This window comes from Corynebacterium belfantii, assembly GCF_041898185.1.
GTDB lineage: Bacteria > Actinomycetota > Actinomycetes > Mycobacteriales > Mycobacteriaceae > Corynebacterium > Corynebacterium belfantii.
This window is the reverse complement of sequence record NZ_CP157823.1, coordinates 1341333-1358784: the sequence shown is the minus strand read 5'-3', so window position 1 is coordinate 1358784 and position 17452 is coordinate 1341333. Positions and strand designations below refer to the sequence as shown.

The following is a 17452-nucleotide window of genomic DNA, read 5'->3' as shown; positions in this document are numbered from 1 at the left end:
GAATCGTTTCTTTCGATGACGTATGCGGCTAATGTCACGGGATAATCTGAAAGCAGCAGGATTTAAGTCCTACGCGCGAGGTCCTTCAATGAAGACCAAACGGAACTTGCCAATCTGCACTTCATCGCCACTGGACAGTACTTCGGAGTTACGTGGCTCACGATTAACGTAGGTGCCGTTGAGACTTCCAACGTCTACGACCTCAAATGATCCGTCTTGAAGACGGAATTCAGCGTGACGACGAGACACAGTGACATCATCCAAGAAAATGTCACTCTCAGGATGGCGCCCCGCTGTTGTTGTTGGACGGTCGAGCAAGAAACGAGCGCCGGCATTGGGCCCACGCTTGACGACCAGCATGCCTGCGCCTGCAGGTGGAGTCACATCACTTCCTGATGCTGGAGCCGCCCCTGCCCCCGATTCCATTTCCTTGAGTAAATCTGCACGGAAAACGGAAGTGGTCTCGACCTGAACGTCGGGAGCACCGGTGTTGTCGCTCATTATTCAACCTCCGATAAAAGACAAGATTCGGCTTCACGCCGAACTTTCAACAATGCTTTACATCATAGCGCTAGTTTGACCGTGATGACCAAGGAGAAAAAATTATTTTCCAATATCTACTCTTGAGCTGCCATTTTAGAACAAACTAACCCATGGCAGCACAACTTCTATCTAAAAATACTTCCTATTCGATTTAATACGGAACGATTATTATTTGATAGTGGATTATCGCTAACCATGTAGGTCCACGTTGCTGATGGTCGCATTAATCCAACGTCTGCCATATGTGCCCCATCTTGGTCAATTGTTACATCCCGGAAAGTCTCAATAGCGAGATCAACAGCACGTTGCGCTAGTTGCTTAAACTCTCGTACTGCGATTCGGTGATATTCATCAAGTGGAGTTTCTCGTGCAATAGCACGTAAATGTATGGACTCACGGACATCATCCATGAGAGCTAGGTGATCACTCCAACAGCGGTCAAGATGGTAGAGCATTACTTCTCGCGCAGCCTGAGCAAGAACTGCTGAGGGTAATTCCTCGCTTAATTTATGAGCTTTTTCAGGCACTGCCTCGGACAGTTCCATCCACGCCTGATCGGTGTCGAGAAGTCGCACGCGACGCTCATCGATAATGACTCGTTGATCCGCCAATAATTTATTGTATTTCCATGTTTGAGAATGAATTTCCAATAGCTGGCCTTCGGTTACACGTTGACAGTGCGCTACAAAATCAGTGATTCTCTTGGAATCGATGCGACCTTCAGCATCTGGTAAAGCTTTAATTTCTTCTCCGACACCACCTACGACAACAACGTCGTCTTCTAAAGACACGAAAAACAGGGAAAGGCCTGGGTCTCCTTGTCGACCGGCACGACCGCGCAACTGATTATCCAACCGGGAACTGCGGTGACGGCTTGATCCCAAAACCGCAAGTCCTCCCTTTGCCACTACTGCATCCCTATCTTTTTCGTTTGCCCCACCGAGGCGGATATCGGTTCCACGGCCAGCCATTTGTGTAGAGACCGTTACTCGACCAATGTCTCCAGCTTCTGCGATGATCTGTGCTTCTTTCGCATCATTTTTAGCGTTCAATACATTGACCGTGATGTCTCGCGCCTGCAAGGCTTGCGCTAATTCTTCAGATTCTGAGACATCACTTGTACCAATCAATACTGGTTGTCCAGTGGCATGAAGCAGCTCAATTTCTTTCACAAGTGCTCTGAATTTTTCAGCTTGGGTTGCGTAAACGCGGTCAGCTTCATCAAATCGTTGGGACTGTTTATGCGGTTCAATAACGGATACTCGAAGATCATAAAACTGCCGCAATTGATCCGTAGCTTCGACAGCTGTTCCGGTCATACCGCAAACAGTTGGATACCGTCCCATCAGCGATTGAAGTGTGAGGGTATCGAGGATTCTGCCACCTTCAGTAACGACCAATCCTTCTTTCGCTTCTACTGCCGCTTGAACCCCATCAGGCCAACGCTGAAGCTGAGCTACACGACCTTTGGAGGCGTCAATAAGAGCAATCTTTCCATCTCGAATGATGTAATGAACGTCCCTAATGAGCAATGCCTGCGCATGTAGCGCTAGATTTACCTGGACTAGCGTTGTTCCTACATGAGCATCGTCGTAAAGACTGTGAATGCCGAGTGCCTGTTCCACCAATGCAGCACCTTGATCATTCAGAGATACATTTCGGCGGTCTTCGTCCACACTGTAATGCTCGTTCTCTTTTAGGCGCCGCACTATTTCGGTAATCCGGCCAGCTGGGGCCGTACCAGGTTCATTTCCGGCTAAGACAAGCGGCACGAGAGCTTCGTCGATAAGCACTGAGTCCGCTTCGTCCACGATTGCAACATCTGCTCCGTTTTGGACGGCTTGGCTACGCTGCGTAACCAACTGATCCCGCAGTACATCAAATCCAATTTCAGTCACTGGCGCATAAACAATCGAAGATGCATACGCGCGACGGCGTTGCTCAGTATTAAGAGATTCTGTCACCGCACTGACTGTGAGCCCGAAATATCGAACAAGATCACCCATCCACTCAGCATCACGCTCCGCCAGATAATCATTTACGGTTATTGAGTGAACTCGCTTCCCCTGCAACGCATACCCGACTGAGGCCATTGCCCCAACTAGGGTTTTACCTTCACCAGTAGCCATATGGATTACGTCGCCTTCTAGAATGCGCAGCACTGCCTGCAGCTGCACATTAAAAGGATTCATAGACAAGGAGCGCTGGGCTCCAATTGATAGCAACGCTAAAAGATCGGCGCGGCTTTCATCGTCTGAGTGCTGAGCACACTCATGTGCGCGTGCAACCACATCTGCATCTGAAAGAGAAGCAAACTGCACATTACGCTTAGCAGCTTGGGCAACGATGTTTTTACTCTTCGTTTGATTACAGGTAGTTTTCCCGCCCATCGCATCCCAAAACCAACGGAATCCAGCCACTCTCTTGCCTTCCTTTTAGCATTTGCGATTGAATCTGCTTGTAAAACTATTTAACTCTATTTCAGGTATTCAATCTAATGTCTGAGCCTGTCAATGCCTGACAGGGATCTCATATGACTTACATGAACAATCGTGAGTTAGCTTTCATTGACAGTAGCGACTTGATCAACAAAACACTCAGGATCTGTGCATCTATACAACAACCACCTATAGTCTGGAACTTGGAAACACATACTCGCTACCAAGAGATAATAAAGGAGCATTAGGAATGCATTCGCGCAGCGTGAAGTTCCCCTCAAACAAAGGGCACCAAATCGCCGGAACAATTGATTTTCCTGACGGCACTCCACGTGCATTCGCAATGTTCGCGCATTGTTTCACAGGATCGCGTTTTACCCCTGGCGCAGCGCGAGTATCCAAGGAACTAGCTGAGCGTGGCATTGCATGCCTCCGTTTCGATTTTCCAGGCCTTGGGCAATCTGAAGGTATTTTTTCTGAAACTTCTTTCAGCGAAAATGTTGCCGACATCAAAGCAGCAGCGGATTGGCTAGGACAACATTATTCTGCACCTCAGCTCCTCATTGGGCATTCACTCGGAGGAGCAGCATCACTTAAAGCTGCAACGACGCTCAAATGTCTACGCGGCGTTGCGACGATCGGCGCTCCTTTTGACCCAGCTCACGCCGTATTACACTTTGCTGACCGTATCGGTGAGGTCGACGAAAACGGCGCCGTAACGCTAACTCTTGGTGGACGCGATATCACCATTTCGCGTGAATTCTTGGAAGATCTTGCAGACACTAACCCTGAAGCGTATCTGCCACGTTTACGGAAACCTCTGCTCATCTTGCACTCTCCCATTGACCAAACAGTGGGAGTAGATAATGCCCAGCTGATTTTTAGAACCACACGATACCCCAAGTCATTAGTTGCGTTGGACAAAGTTGACCATCTGTTGACTAAGCAAGGTTCGGCCCAACAGGCAGCCCGAATTATCAACACATGGTTTGAGCAACACATAGTTGCCGAAAATGAGGATCCTAACGCCGACGCTCTGCCTGAAGGCGTAGCAGTAGCCCAGTCGATTCCAGCGGGTAAATTCGCCGACATCATCCGTACCGGTACACATTCTTTTACTACCGATAGAGAAAAAGCTCTTGGCGGCAAAAACCTAGGAGTCTCCCCAACTTCACTGCTTATTTCTGCATTAGCGGCTGCCACATCTCAAGAAATTCGCTTAGCAGCAAAAGAATCTCGCATCCATTCGCTGGAAGATGTGAACGTAACTATCTCCAAAACCGTAGGAGATGGCGAACGTGTACACTTACGTCGAAATATATCTCTCATAGGCGATCTTACGGATGACGAACGCCATGAATTGCTACTTGCTGCTCGCAATAGTGATATTGAAAAGATGCTTCAAGGACACGTAACCATCAACGAGCAGGACGTTTAGCACCTCATGATGAATTGCCCATGTGGTTCCGGCAGCAGTTATTCAGACTGCTGCCAACCTTTTCAAACCAAGGCTAAAAATGCACCAACTGCTGAATTATTGATGCGATCACGCTATTCAGCTTTTGTGCTGGGGAATGAGGAGTACCTTCTATACTCTTGGGCACCTGAAACCGCGCCTCGTAGTTTGAATCTTGAAGAATTTATTATGTGGCGCGGACTCACCATCCATCAGTCCTATCACGGCGGCCTTTTTGACTCGACGGGGATTGTCGAATTCACTGCCAGGTATGCTGTCCGTGGACAACTGCAATCACAACATGAAACGTCCCATTTCAGACGTCATGATGGGCACTGGGTCTATGTTGACGGAGATCTTCATTAGAAATCCATCTAAGTGCTAGGGATTCCCCAAGTTCATGCTCCAGTCTAAGAATCAGAGTGAACATTTTCACTAGCAGAAGTTCACTGCGGCTTAAGGGTCAAAAGGGGATGCGGACGGAATCTTGGAGGATTCCATTATGAACCGTTCCTACACCAACACGCAGAAGCGCACAGCACTGCGGGTCTACAAACGCACACAATCAGTGACTAAAACAGTCCGCGAACTCGGCTACCCAGGCAGATGGACCCTGTATAAATGGCTACGCGAGCCCAAAACCCCACCACAACCACGTAAACAAGCCAAAACCCTGACCCACTACCCATACGAAGTCAAACTTCGCGCAGTAGAACTTTTCCACAATGGTTGGCGACCAGCTGATATTGCCCAGGAATGCTGCCTGCACACTCACGCCAGCGTCTATGCTTGGGCGCAACGCTACCGTGAGGAAGGACAATGGGGCTTGATGTCGAAAAAAAGAACGCGCAGGCCATGGCCGCATCCCTACTAAAGCAGCACTAGAAAAATCATTGCCGGATAATCCAACACAGTTAAAACAGCAGATGGCCACGCTGCTGGTAGAAAAAGCCGTGTTGGAAAAGGAGCTGGAAATTATAAAAAAAAGACGTAAGCGTCATCCCCGGTCAGCTGAGTAATAAGCACAAAACCGACGTGGTTGACGCTTTGCGTAGCACGTTTCCATTAGCAATGCTGCTCGCTGCTAGTGGTCTTGCTGCATCCAGTTTCTATTACCACCTGAAAAAACGACGCATGCCTGATAAGCACGCAGCTATTCGCAGCATGGTGCACCGCATCAGTTCTGATTCACATAATACCTATGGTTATCGCCGTATCTGGTGGCAATTACGACATTTAGGCATAACTATCAGTGAAAAAGTAGTTCGCAGGCTCATGCGCGAAGAAGCAATTACGGTGCGGTTTCCGAAGCGGAAGGTGAAATATTCCAGTTATCAAGGAGAAATTTCTCCGGCTCCGCCGAACCTGGTCAACCGTTGTTTTCATGCCACTGCTGCGAATACGTTGTGGCTGACTGATATTAGTGTTTTCGCTGCGAATGAGGGGCGGGTGTATTTGTCTGTGATTATTGATTGTTTCGATGGCAAAGTCGTTGCTGCTAAGACGAGTGTGAATCCCACTATGGAGTTAGCAGAATCTACGCTGCAGGCCGCTATTGATGCTGAGGGTCTTCCACCGGATGGTTCATTAGTGATTCATTCAGATCGTGGTGTGCATTACCGTGGTCGGAGTTGGCATAGTCTGACTGCGAAATATGGCATCGTTCGTTCGATGTCGAAAAAGGGGTGTAGTCCTGACAATGCGGCATGCGAGGGGTTTTTCGGGCGGATGAAAAATGAGATGTATTACGGCAAGAGGTGGCAGACAATCCAAGAGCTTGACGATGCCATTGCTGCTTATATCGAGTTTTATAACAATCATCGCATTAAAGTTAGTCTCAATGGTATGAGTATCGCGCGTTATCGCATGGCTGCGGTAGCGTGAGGTTGAAAGTGTCTAACAAAACGTCCGCAAATGGAGAGTGTCCGATTGTTTGTGTGCGGGGGGGCTTGGTTTACAAGTAGTCCGCGAATCGGTCGGGGTAAGCCACGGCTAGTTGGTTGATGGCTTGTTTCCACCCGGTGGCTTTCGCTCCTTCAATATAGCCGTTGCATTCGATGGCGCGCTTGGCTTTCTTCGCTCGCTGGGCAGCGCGCTTGTCCTCGATGTTGCAGATCATCAGCCACAGCGTTTTCAGCGCCGCGGTATCGTTCGGGAACTGGCCGCGGTTGCGGGTGGCTTTCCGCAGCTCAGCATTCAGCGATTCGATCGAATTCGTGGTGTAGAGTACCCGCCGTGCCGCAGGCGGGAACTGCAAAAATGGCACAAACCGGTCCCAGGCGTCGCGCCAGACTTTGACCGATTGCGGGTATTTACGGCCCAGTTCACTGGCCTCGAATGCGTCCAGGGCGGCGCGGGCGGTGTCCTCGGTCGGTGCGGTGTAGACCTCCCGTAGCGCACTTGATACGGGTTTGCGGTCTTGGTAGGACACCCACCTGTTGGCCGCCCGGATCAGGTGCACGATACAGGTCTGCACCATGGAATTCGGCCAGGTTGCCTCCACGGCTTCCGGCAGGCCTTTGAGCCCGTCGCAGCAGACGATGAACACGTCTTGGACCCCACGGTTGGCAAGGTCAGCGCACACGGATGCCCAAAAACTGGCGCCTTCATTGTCTGCGATCCACAATCCCAGGATGTGCTTGATGCCGTCCATGTCGACGCCTACCGCCATATAACAGGCCTTGTTGACCACGCGGTGGCCATCGCGGATCTTCACTCGCAGCGCGTCGAGGAAGATCACTGGGTAGAACTCGTCGAGCTGGCGGTTTTGCCAGATCATGACCTCTTCTAACACCGCGTCGGTAATGGTGCTGATCGTATCTGGGCTCATATCCACCCCGAGGGTGGTGGCGAGGTGGTGGCAAATATCGCGCACGGTCATCCCACCGGCGTACAGGGAGATGATCATGTCATCAAGCTCCGTCAGACGGCGGGTGCCTTTAGGCAGCATCCGCGGCGTAAACGTGCCAGCTCGATCCCGGGGCATAGTCACATCAAAGGTGCCGTAGCCAGAGTTGACGGTTTTGGTGTACGACCCGTTGCGGTGATTGCCACCATCCGGGGTGCCCAGCTGGGCTTTCGCCGTACGATCAGAGTGCGCGTATCCTAGATGCGCGTCCATTTCAGCCTGCAGACCAGCGTTGATCGATGCCTGCAAAAGACCTTTGACCAGGTCGCTGGCATCATCGGTGGAAGTCGACAACTCGCCGATCAGTTCGGCGATTTCCGGATTTTCCATCAGCTTAGCGCTGATCTCGTTGACCCTGTTCGGGTCATGACCTTTCCTCGGTGACACGGTAGTCATTATCAGTGAAACTCCTTCTGGATCAGAGCCTCACACACAAAACACCTGACACCCTCCCCCAAATGTCCCTTAAGCCTTCACTGCGCACCTAGAAATACGAAAAGCAAAAACGGTGTTTTTGACCGAGAACACCGTCTCCACCAAAAACACCAGTTAGTGCTTAATACCGAGCACTGGAGATTAACCAGAAACTCGCCATCACATTAATTTGTCGGACTAACAGGATTTGAACCTGCGACCCCTTGACCCCCAGTCAAGTGCGCTACCAAGCTGCGCCATAGTCCGTCCGCTTCCGTTAAAGCATAAGCCCAACGTCTGCTGTTACATGCTACAACACTCCTAGCCAATATGGCTAATCGACACGTCAAACAGTTGTTATACGTCATGATCACAGACCGCCATATTGTGCACTTAAAGCAAAAGTTGCCCGAATAGCTTCTCGCCAAGTGCCAAAATCATGTCCCCCTGGCACTTCAAGGTATTGAGTGTGCATTCCAGCATGCTGCGCTAGATCATTCAAGCGCTTCAAGCCTTTCTGCGCTTCAGTGTCTTGAGCGCCTGCTACAAATACACCCGAAATAGAATTAAACCGGTTCCCATCACTGTTTTTCTTCAAAATCGCAGCGGGATTGGAATCGTCGTAACGCTTTTGATCGCCACCAAAAAACTTCGCTAATGTTTGCTCGTGAGTGCCCGAAACTAATTCATCTTGGCCTGAAAAATCTAGGAAATGGCCATAAGAACTAGGGTGATTAGTAATCACCTGAAAGCTACAGGTTCCACCGTAGCTCAGTCCCCCAATTGTCCATTGAGACTGATCAGGATTGACTCGAAACACCTCCTTAATCCGCGTTGGAACATCTTGGGTAAGATAAGTCATCACTTTAAACTCAGGGCCATCAACGCAAAGCGGATCCCCGCTGAAAGTTGCCGTAGCATCAACGCTAATCACAATCGGCGATTTTCCATCATGCTTACGCTGATATTCGTCAGCAACGGCGTCTACTCGTGCAGACTCGAACCAATCCGAAGGACTACCAGGATTTCCCGCCATAAGCACCAAAACAGGTAAAGCTTCTTCCTGTTTCGTCCAATAACTAGGCGGAATGTAAGCAATGGCATCACGTGCAGGAAAAGAGGATTGTTCTCCTACAAGTGAAAAAGTTACCATCGCCCCTATCGTCCTGCCATGAGCTGTAGGTGCCTTGGCAACGCGAACAAACTCGTCATAGGACATCTCACGCGCAACCTCGACTGGAACAAGCGAACGAAGATCTGGGTACAGCTGGTATGTTGCATTTGCAACTCCTGCTGATCCGATAAGAGACAAACATAGTGCGGTGATCAAGAAGATACGGCGGCGAACAAATGCAGTTGCCACCAAAACTATGACAGCCAATGCCACGCCTGCATATATAGGTAACGGTATGGAATCTGGAAAAGGTCGCCAAAGTTTTTCTACGATAAATTTAGCTGCGAACATCCCAACCGTGATCGCCAATAATGCAACGATCACACCTTTTACACGCCACTGGCGCCAAGTGGTATGAACCATCATCAGTAATGAAACTACGCATAACCCCATGAAAAACCACATCATGGATGGTTGCGTAAGGCTAATCGATAAAACTCGACTCATGGAAATTCATTCTTTCGCGGTTGCAGGGGTTTTTCCAGTTTGCCATATCCTTTTAGAAAAACTGTCAGCACATTCACATAATCATTCGGTTGCACCACGAACTGCGACTACTATCCCCAAATGATGAAAACTCATAACTTAAAGATGACCACTCAACACAGTTCCGATATTCGGAATTCACAAAGCATTTCGGCTTCCTTTGTTGCTCCTCATGATGCACCTGTTACTTCACGCAAGCATGCTCCAAAATTCAATTCGGATAACCATCGAATTAAAACTGCGGCAGCTTTCGAAAACGGATCCGATATATATCACGCAGTCCGCCCCAACTATCCAAATTCAGTAATTGAACTTTTAGATCTCTCCCCTAATAGCACTGTGCTCGATATCGGATGTGGCACAGGTAAGCTCACGGAGCAAATCGCACAACAATCAAGCTCCGTCTTTGCTCTGGAACCAAGCAAAGACATGCTTGATTCGTTTCGGTCCAAACTAAAAATTCCCTCTTGGCAAGCTACGGCAGAACAAACTGCAGTTTCAGATTCTCGCTTTTCGACGCTTACTTGTGCACAAGCATGGCACTGGGTAGAACCTCTTGCAGCTAGTGCCGAACTCGACAGAATTAGCACCGACGACGCACAGTTACTCCTAGTGTGGAATACCCTTGATGTCTCCATACCATGGGTGCACCGTCTTAGCCGCATTATGCATTCAGGCGATACCCTCGCCGAAGGATTTATTCCTCATGTGACACAACCATGGGAATTAGTATCTGTTCTCCGCGGAAACCATACTCAGGAGCTCTACCCCGACCAGATACATGCTCTCGCCCACACTCGTTCGTATTGGCTACGTGCATCCGAAAAAACGAGAGAAAAACTAACGCATAACCTCTCGTGGTATCTCACCGATCACCTCGAATTGCCTAACACATCTTTGGTAGAAATCCCCTATCGTTTCGACGCATTTTTATATAAAAAAGCGCTAGTCAAAACTCAATAAGAGCTTGACTAGCGCCTTCTCACCCTTACGCTAAAGGAGTACCTGTGCTAATACGGTTCCCACAACGCAAGACACGATAACGCATATAAAGCCAGGGATAATGAACGAATGGTTCAAGACATACTTACCGATTCTGGTAGTACCAGTCTTATCGAATCCAATACAAGCCAAATCTGACGGATATGTTGGAAGAATAAAGTAGCCGTACGCTGCGCCGATAAAGCCAATAACCGTTGCAGGATCGAGGCCAAGCTTAAGGCCCAACGGTACAATCGCCACGATCGCTGCGCCTTGAGAGTTAACAAGTTTAGAAACCAGCAGCAAAACTAATGCATAGGCCCATGCATGACTTTGCGCCACTCCACTGAGTGCATCTATCAGAGAATCTAGATGCGCTTGGAAAAATGTGTCAGCCATCCACGCAACACCGAACACAGAGAACACAGCGGTCATTCCCGCCTTGAACACAGTTGTCGAAGCAATCTTTCCAGGTTCAACCTTGCACAACAGCATCATGAGTGCACCGGCCACTAACATGATCATCTGGATGACAAGATTCATAGACAATGGTTTCAGATCACCATTGGAATTAGGGAATGATGGGCGCAACCATTCGATCGCGCCGAGTAACACTACGATCGCAATGGCCCCCAAGAAAATTCCAGTGACACGATACGCACTCTTTTCAAATCGCTGTCCGATCAAAGAATGCGACTCACTATATACACTCCTTTTAAACTCTGGATCTTTAAGGGCTCTTCCGGTTTTAGAGTGCATTGATTAGCTCGCCGGGGATTCGGGCGTGGCACTACGCAGAGTAGGAGGTTTTCACAACCATGGCTTGGCTAGGATTGGCTGGGATTGGCTGGCGTTGGTGGGCGTTGGTGGGCGTTGGTGGGCGCGCCACCCCCGCTCACCCCCGAAAAAGACGGCACTTCACACCAAATCCGCCCAAACGGCCGGTTTTCTTGCGATTTGGTGTGAAGTGCCGAGAAAAATCCTTCGAAATACCCCCGTTTAGTAGCTCTTCCGGTTTTAGAGTGCACTGATTGTGTGTCGCATGTTGACGGCGTGGATCAGGCACCACAAGATGTAGTGGTCGAAGTAGACGAGGATGTCCTTGCAGCACTTGTTCATGGTCCTACCCAACTGCGCGATCTCAGCGATACTAGCGTCTTTCATACCAACAATCGTGTCAATGAGCATGCTCATGGCTTTGTTGGCTGCTTGCTTGTTGGTAGTAGTTCCAGGTCTGTTGTAGCGGCGTATAGTCGTCGTCGAAGTCAAACAGTTTTTCAAGCCTCCTACGGGGCTTGTCGGTCAGCAGGTGCATGGGTGGTCAACAGTGTTGTCCGGTTGCGGTAGAGCAGGTCTTTGCTCCCGGCTGCGCCGGACTGTTGTTTCTCACTAAAGCTTGGTGCGACACGTGGTGAGCTTGTCACCGGTTAGGCGTACAACGTGGAATAGGTCTTTGACTTGGGTGGTGTTGAAAATGACGTCGCCGGCGGCGGTGGCATAGCCTTGGAAGCCGTCCATGCTGGTGATGGTGACCTGATTATGAAACTTCGCTTTGATTATTTAGTCATGTTCGCAATACGTCAGTGTTTCTTTCTGGGACAATGTCAAGAAGCTGGGTGGGGCGGATGACGTGGTCGCGCAATACTCCAGGCTGCCCGCACGTGGGGCATTCATTGATGGACTCGACGGGCTCGGCTTCAATAACGGTAACTATCACCGTGTTCTGTGGTGCGGTAGATGGTATCGACGATGGCATTTCCGTTGGGCTGCACGGTAGGTTGGGTCTGCTGAGGGTTTGGTTGACAGTTTTCCTTCTGATTTTTAGGCCGCAAGGGATGCGGCTGGTTCCATGATTGTTTCGTATTCGATTGGTGTCAATTTACCCAGTGCTCGTTGCCGTCTTTTCCTGTGATATGTCCGTTCAATCCAGTGAGTGATCGCGGCAGATAGTTCACGGCGCCTGTTCCAAAAGCCACGATCAAGAACGTTCTTTTGTACAAGAGCGAAGAAAGATTCCATCGCAGCGTTATCCCCACACGCTCCAACTCTGCCCATAGATCCCTTCGCGCCGTAAGATTTCAGCGCGGCACGGAATTTTCTAGAACGAAATTGCGAGCCACGATCAGAGTGAATGATTACGCCATGGGGATTGCCTCGTTTCCTCATCGCATCATCGAGCGCCGCCACCACGAGGCGTGATTTCATCCGCCCACCGGTCGCATAGCCCACGATTCTTCGCGAGCACAGGTCTTTGATCGCACACAGATACAGCTTGCCCTCTTTGGTCCAATGCTCCGTAATATCTGTAACCCACGCAACGTTGAGCGCATCAGCGTGGAAGTGACGCTGTAACAGGTCATCATGTACTGGAGCACCCGACTTCTTCCCACGCGACTTACGCCTAGCGATCACCGAGAACACCTGAGCATGAGAACACAAACGCCATACTCGACGCTCAGAAATCTCTATCCCTTGATCATGGAGCTCGTCTGCTATCAGGCGGTAACCAAATTCAGGATCGTCACTGTGAATCTAGCGAATCTTGTCTATAAGTTCTACTTCTTGGGCTTGCCTGTCCGAAACTGGCTTAGCAGCCCATTTATAAAACGCTTGGCGGGAAAACCCCAGTACCCGAGCCGCTACCGTCAAGGTCGCCTTACCTGCCTTGATCAGCTTTTCCACGGTCGGGAAGACCCTTTTGGGCGAATCCTCTTGAGACAGGTACGCCGCCGCTGCACGTAGCACTTCGTTTTCCATCTCCAACTCGCGAATCCGTTTCAAAGCCTGGCGCATCTCTTTAGCCACTACCGGATCAGCACACGGTTGCATCCCCTGAGCCTGCAACCTCGCATCAGTAATCCATTTTTGCAACGAGGAACGCGAGATCCCTAAATCAGCACACACCTGACGGCGAGAGATCCCAGACTCCACCAACGCCACGGCATCAGCTTTGAACTGCTCTGAATACAACTTCGACATAATCAACATCCTTCCCTGCCCCGCCCCAGCGAAACAAGCTAGACGTCAACCAAAACCTCAGCAGACCATGTTCATCGACTCCCAAGAATGCGAACCCCGTCTAGGTGACAAGGGTCGCCGTAGACAAGCTGACGGCAGGCATCTAGTGCGACCTGGTTGACCAGGTCCCAGCCCACACCGAGTGTTTTGGCGGTAGCTGACACACTCATCCGGTCAATAGCAAGGCGCTGCAAGATCCAGCGGGTGACCCGATACGTGAGCTTGGCACCGTCATCAGCGCAGGTTAAAGATTCTTGGAAGATCTTTCTCTTACATGAGGCGGCTGTGCACCGAAACCTGGTGGCTTTTATGTGCAGTCTGGTGGGGAATCCGACGACAGGAAGATCAACGAGTCGACGGGTGATGTGGTCGCGTAACTTGCCAGATGGGCCGCAGTCTGGGCACACGCCGATAACGGCTACGGGCGTGGCCTCAATGATGGTCAGTGCTCCGGCATCAGCGGCACCGGTGATAGCAAGTCCGTTTTCCGCGGTACGGCAGATGGTGTCAGCAACGAGGTTTCCAGTAGGCTTCACAGTACGGGTCTCTGGTGGGTTTAGATGGTCGTGTAGCAACTTTCATCTTCACACTAGGGACCCGTACATGTTGTGGTGACCCGCTGGACCCGTTGTTTTCTATCTTATCCCGCTACGCACCCCAAAACCGGAAGAGCCCCTTATTCCTACAAAGCCAAGGACCCCAATATCTTGTGCCACGCCCGAACCCCCGGCGAGCTAATCAATGCACTCTAAAACCGGAAGAGCCTCTTTAAGACGTTCTTGGAAGGCCTCATCTTTATCCAAGTCTTTGCCTCGATGCAGGGACCACACCGCAGCCACCAAAACACCGCATAACGATGCAGGCATCGCAACCGCCAAAATTTGCGGAATAGAATATGCGGATTCAGTTACACCAGCATGCTCCGCCAAAATAGAAGCCAATGAAACAATAGCTACCGACACTGGCGAAGCTCTGATACCCATCTGCGCGGCTGTAGAAGAGACAGCCATAGGCCTTTCCGGGCGGATATTTGTTTTAATCGCGATGTCTTCGATGATCGGAAACATTGTATAAACAACATGCCCAGTGCCACACAATACAGTTAATAACCAAGTAGTAATCGGGGCCAAAATCGTGATTCGCTCGGGGTGCTTTCTTAAAATTTTTTCCGCAAATTACATCATCACATCAAGACCACGCGCCTGTTGCAAAGTAGCTTCGCAACCGATGACCGCAATAATCGTAAGCATCACCGACCCCGGTGGTTCTCCCAGTTTAAGGCCAAATATAAAGGCAAGGATAAATAAACCAATACCAGAAATAAGACCTAGACCCATTCCGCCATATCTCGTGCCCAACACGAGACAGGAAAGAATTACCGTAATTTGTAATAAAAGCGCGATACCAGACGTGGGATCGAGAATTGAAGCGAGCATGCGTAGAAGCCTTTCAAATTAATGCCGCCGATTTCCTAATGTTTTAACAATCATTCCTCAATCTATTTCCCGCATTATTGAAAATTCATAACCGGATCTCCGTGTCATTTTTCACATTAATAAAATGAATTAAATTCACATTGAAATATATGGAAATTGAATGCAAAAATCACCCATCTGCATAGGTACTGCATAGCAAATGGGTGATCGACGATAAATCTTTAAAAAATTATCACTTCATTGATCGACGTTCGCGCACACGAACTGCAATCTTAACTGGGGAACCCTCGAAACCAAAGCTTTCCCTAAACTTGCGTTCAAGGTAGCGACGATAACCAGCGTCTAAGAAACCAGTGGTAAATAGCACAATCGTTGGTGGTTGAGTAGAAGCCTGTGTGGCGAACAATACGCGAGGAACACGGCCCCCCTTCATTGGTGGTGGGTTCTGTGCAATAGTCGCACGCAACCAGTTGTTTAGCTGACCCGTTGTAACACGCTTATCCCAGCTTTCCAACGCTTCCAACATGTACGGCTCTAGTCGTTGAAGGGCACGTCCAGTCTTAGCCGAAATATTTATGCGTTTTACCCACGGAATGTGCGCAAGTTGCAGATCAATTTCACGTTCTAGTTCCCAACGACGATCTTCTCCCATAAGATCCCATTTGTTGAAAACAAGGACGAGCGCTTTACCTGCTTCCAAGATCATGGATAAGACACGTTGATCTTGCTCCGAGACTGGTTCCGAGGAATCGATCATGAAAATACATATTTCAGCAGCATCAATAACTCCACGAGTACGTAAAGACGCGTAATACTCATGCCCTTGGGCATTTTTCACTTTTTTGCGCAGTCCCGCAGTATCAATGAACTTCCAAAGGTGCTTATCGAGTTTTACGATGGAATCCACCGGATCCACCGTTGTACCGGATACATTATCGACAACTGATCGATCTTCGCCAGACATCTTATTTAGCAAAGATGACTTGCCCACATTGGGTTTACCCACAAGGGCAACGCGACGCGGTCCTTCAACAATCGAGGTTGCACGTGGGGTTTCTGGGAATGCTGCCAAAATTTGCTCGAGAACGTCTGCGCCGCCACGACCATGCTGCGCAGAAACCGGCCAAGGGTCGCCCAAGCCCAACGCATAAAACTCTGCCATATCGGCATACTGGCTATCCGAATCAAATTTGTTAGCCACCAAAATTACTGGGACTTCAGATTTTTGAAGTTTACGGGCCATCACCGAGTCGGTTTCCGTAATACCCACCTTGGTATCGACAACCATAACGATAACGTCGGCTGTAGTCATCGCAGTTTCCGCCTGACGGGCAATCGCCGCGTGGATTCCCTTGACGTTTGGATCCCAACCACCAGTATCCTGAACCCAGAATCGGCGTCCGCCCCAATCCGCTAGATAAGAAATTCGATCTCTCGTGACGCCAGGGAAATCCTCAACCACTGCTTCTCGACGCCCTAAAAAGCGATTAACAAGCGAAGACTTGCCAACATTTGGGCGGCCTACGATGGCCACGGTGCAGAGGTTCTCTGACTCAATCGCACGAGCCCCAACACCGAACGCACGCTCGAGCTCTTCCCAACCTTCATCGGTGTAGTCTTCACCAAAGTCGGCGTCTCCGAAATCAGCTTCATCGAATACGACATTTCCTTCAGAATCATGCTCAAAATCGAAGTCAAAGTCATCCTCATCAAAGCCGTCAGAAGCGTACCCAGTCCCATCGACCACGACGTCTTCTTCTACGAATGCTTCCTGAGCATCGACTTCACCATGTGCAGTGTGATAGACGAAAACCGTTTCTTGATCTTCATCCAAGGAGTTATTTCCGCCAAGCGGTTCATTGTGCGCATTGCTCATCGTGCGGCCCTTTCAGCAGATTTTTCGATCAGAGTCATCAAAGTAGAGACAACTTGATCAAGAGTTAACTCAGAAGTATCGACGAAAGTTGCGTCGTTAGCTGGCACTAATGGAGAAACAGATCGGTTGCTATCGAGCTCATCACGGCGTTTCACGTCGGCGAGCACTGTCGCCAAATCTGTTTGTCGTCCGGCTGCCACATCCTGGTCATACCGCCGTTGTGCGCGTACCTCAGCAGAGGCAGTCAAGAATATCTTTACAGGTGCATCGACCAGAACGGTCGATCCGATATCTCGGCCATCGACAACGCATCGATACGCAGTAGCTGCTAGTTCGCGCTGTAGAGCTACCAGATTTTCCCGAACCTCTAGGATTGCAGCAACAGCAGAAACATTTTGCGTTACTAGACGGCCACGGATTTCACTCGACACATCTTCCCCATCAAGGATCACTTCACGTGAAGCCGGATCATCATTAACGGTCAGAGGCAGCTCCTTAGTGGCTTGAACTACCGCAGTGGTATCGCTCGGGTTGATTCCTTGGCGTAACACGTGAAGCGTCGCAACGCGGTACATCGCGCCAGTGTCCAAGTACTTTGCCCCGAGCATAGAGGCAATCCGTCGACAAACCGTAGACTTGCCGGCTCCAGAAGGACCATCGACAGCTACGATCAGCCCACCCTCAGGCATATTGCTCAGTACAGTGCTATCAGATGTGCTCAT

At 49.8% G+C, this 17452-nt stretch carries 12 protein-coding genes, 1 tRNA gene and 5 pseudogenes; 4 read left to right on the top strand and 14 right to left on the bottom strand.

The genetic code is table 11. The features are described 5' to 3' along the window. Positions 1 to 69: 69 nt before the first annotated feature. Together odhI and secA2 are read right to left on the bottom strand one after the other, a co-directional pair. Positions 70 to 501, bottom strand: coding sequence for an oxoglutarate dehydrogenase inhibitor Odhl (gene odhI, locus ABMV07_RS06825; RefSeq protein ID WP_088267009.1), 432 nt, complete (start codon positions 499 to 501; stop codon positions 70 to 72). Positions 502 to 668: 167 nt separating this feature from the next. Beyond that, entirely contained in the window at positions 669 to 2963 is a 2295-nt protein-coding gene (gene secA2 / locus ABMV07_RS06820; RefSeq protein ID WP_374064990.1) for an accessory Sec system translocase SecA2, read from the bottom strand. Positions 2964 to 3231: 268 nt separating this feature from the next. Here secA2 and ABMV07_RS06815 point away from each other — a divergent pair, with 268 nt between their 5' ends. The 3 genes and pseudogenes from ABMV07_RS06815 to ABMV07_RS06805 all read left to right on the top strand — a co-directional run bounded on the left by ABMV07_RS06815 (position 3232) and on the right by ABMV07_RS06805 (position 6321). Continuing rightward, positions 3232 to 4419, top strand: coding sequence for an alpha/beta fold hydrolase (locus tag ABMV07_RS06815; protein WP_196978035.1), 1188 nt, complete (start codon positions 3232 to 3234; stop codon positions 4417 to 4419). A 6-nt stretch (positions 4420 to 4425) separates the two neighbouring features. Then, entirely contained in the window at positions 4426 to 4803 is a 378-nt protein-coding gene (locus ABMV07_RS06810) for a YchJ family protein (RefSeq protein ID WP_374064989.1), read from the top strand. Between the two features lie 136 nt (positions 4804 to 4939). Then, positions 4940 to 6321, top strand: a pseudogene (locus tag ABMV07_RS06805) (IS3 family transposase). A gap of 70 nt (positions 6322 to 6391) precedes the next feature. Here ABMV07_RS06805 and ABMV07_RS06800 read toward each other — a convergent pair. From ABMV07_RS06800 to ABMV07_RS06790, 3 genes are all read right to left on the bottom strand, one after another. Beyond that, on the bottom strand, positions 6392 to 7741 hold the full coding sequence (locus ABMV07_RS06800) for an IS256-like element IS1132 family transposase (RefSeq protein ID WP_374064924.1): 1350 nt from the start codon (positions 7739 to 7741) through the stop codon (positions 6392 to 6394). Positions 7742 to 7952: 211 nt separating this feature from the next. Continuing rightward, positions 7953 to 8026, bottom strand: a tRNA-Pro gene (locus ABMV07_RS06795). Positions 8027 to 8129: 103 nt separating this feature from the next. Beyond that, the gene (locus ABMV07_RS06790) at positions 8130 to 9380 is read right to left on the bottom strand and encodes an alpha/beta hydrolase (RefSeq protein ID WP_088266298.1); all 1251 of its coding nucleotides are present in this window, start codon (positions 9378 to 9380) and stop codon (positions 8130 to 8132) included. A 144-nt stretch (positions 9381 to 9524) separates the two neighbouring features. Here ABMV07_RS06790 and ABMV07_RS06785 point away from each other — a divergent pair, with 144 nt between their 5' ends. Then, the gene (locus ABMV07_RS06785) at positions 9525 to 10382 is read left to right on the top strand and encodes a class I SAM-dependent methyltransferase (protein WP_162841404.1); all 858 of its coding nucleotides are present in this window, start codon (positions 9525 to 9527) and stop codon (positions 10380 to 10382) included. 30 nt (positions 10383 to 10412) lie between these two features. Here ABMV07_RS06785 and ABMV07_RS06780 read toward each other — a convergent pair. From ABMV07_RS06780 to cmk, 9 genes and pseudogenes are all read right to left on the bottom strand, one after another. Beyond that, a pseudogene (locus tag ABMV07_RS06780) lies at positions 10413 to 11135 on the bottom strand (anaerobic C4-dicarboxylate transporter family protein); the annotation flags it as partial. A 282-nt stretch (positions 11136 to 11417) separates the two neighbouring features. Beyond that, a complete protein-coding gene (locus ABMV07_RS06775) occupies positions 11418 to 11669 on the bottom strand; it encodes a transposase (protein ID WP_197692288.1) in 252 nt (83 codons plus the stop codon). Positions 11670 to 11789: 120 nt separating this feature from the next. Beyond that, entirely contained in the window at positions 11790 to 11918 is a 129-nt protein-coding gene (locus tag ABMV07_RS06770) for a transposase (RefSeq protein WP_197692354.1), read from the bottom strand. 46 nt (positions 11919 to 11964) lie between these two features. Next, complete coding sequence (locus ABMV07_RS06765) at positions 11965 to 12156, bottom strand: hypothetical protein (RefSeq protein ID WP_197692326.1); 192 nt, start codon at positions 12154 to 12156, stop codon at positions 11965 to 11967. A gap of 65 nt (positions 12157 to 12221) precedes the next feature. Next, positions 12222 to 13379 (bottom strand): annotated as a pseudogene (locus ABMV07_RS06760) (IS3 family transposase). Positions 13380 to 13459: 80 nt separating this feature from the next. Further along, positions 13460 to 13954, bottom strand: a pseudogene (locus ABMV07_RS06755) (transposase family protein); the annotation flags it as partial. A gap of 228 nt (positions 13955 to 14182) precedes the next feature. Continuing rightward, positions 14183 to 14854 (bottom strand): annotated as a pseudogene (locus ABMV07_RS06750) (anaerobic C4-dicarboxylate transporter family protein); the annotation flags it as partial. A gap of 232 nt (positions 14855 to 15086) precedes the next feature. Then, positions 15087 to 16730, bottom strand: a complete 1644-nt coding sequence (gene der, locus ABMV07_RS06745) for a ribosome biogenesis GTPase Der (RefSeq protein ID WP_088267819.1) — start codon at positions 16728 to 16730, stop codon at positions 15087 to 15089. Beyond that, positions 16727 to 17452 (bottom strand): (d)CMP kinase, encoded by a 726-nt coding sequence (cmk, locus tag ABMV07_RS06740; protein ID WP_088267818.1) that lies wholly within the window; start codon positions 17450 to 17452, stop codon positions 16727 to 16729. The genes der and cmk overlap by 4 nt, the downstream gene beginning before the upstream one ends.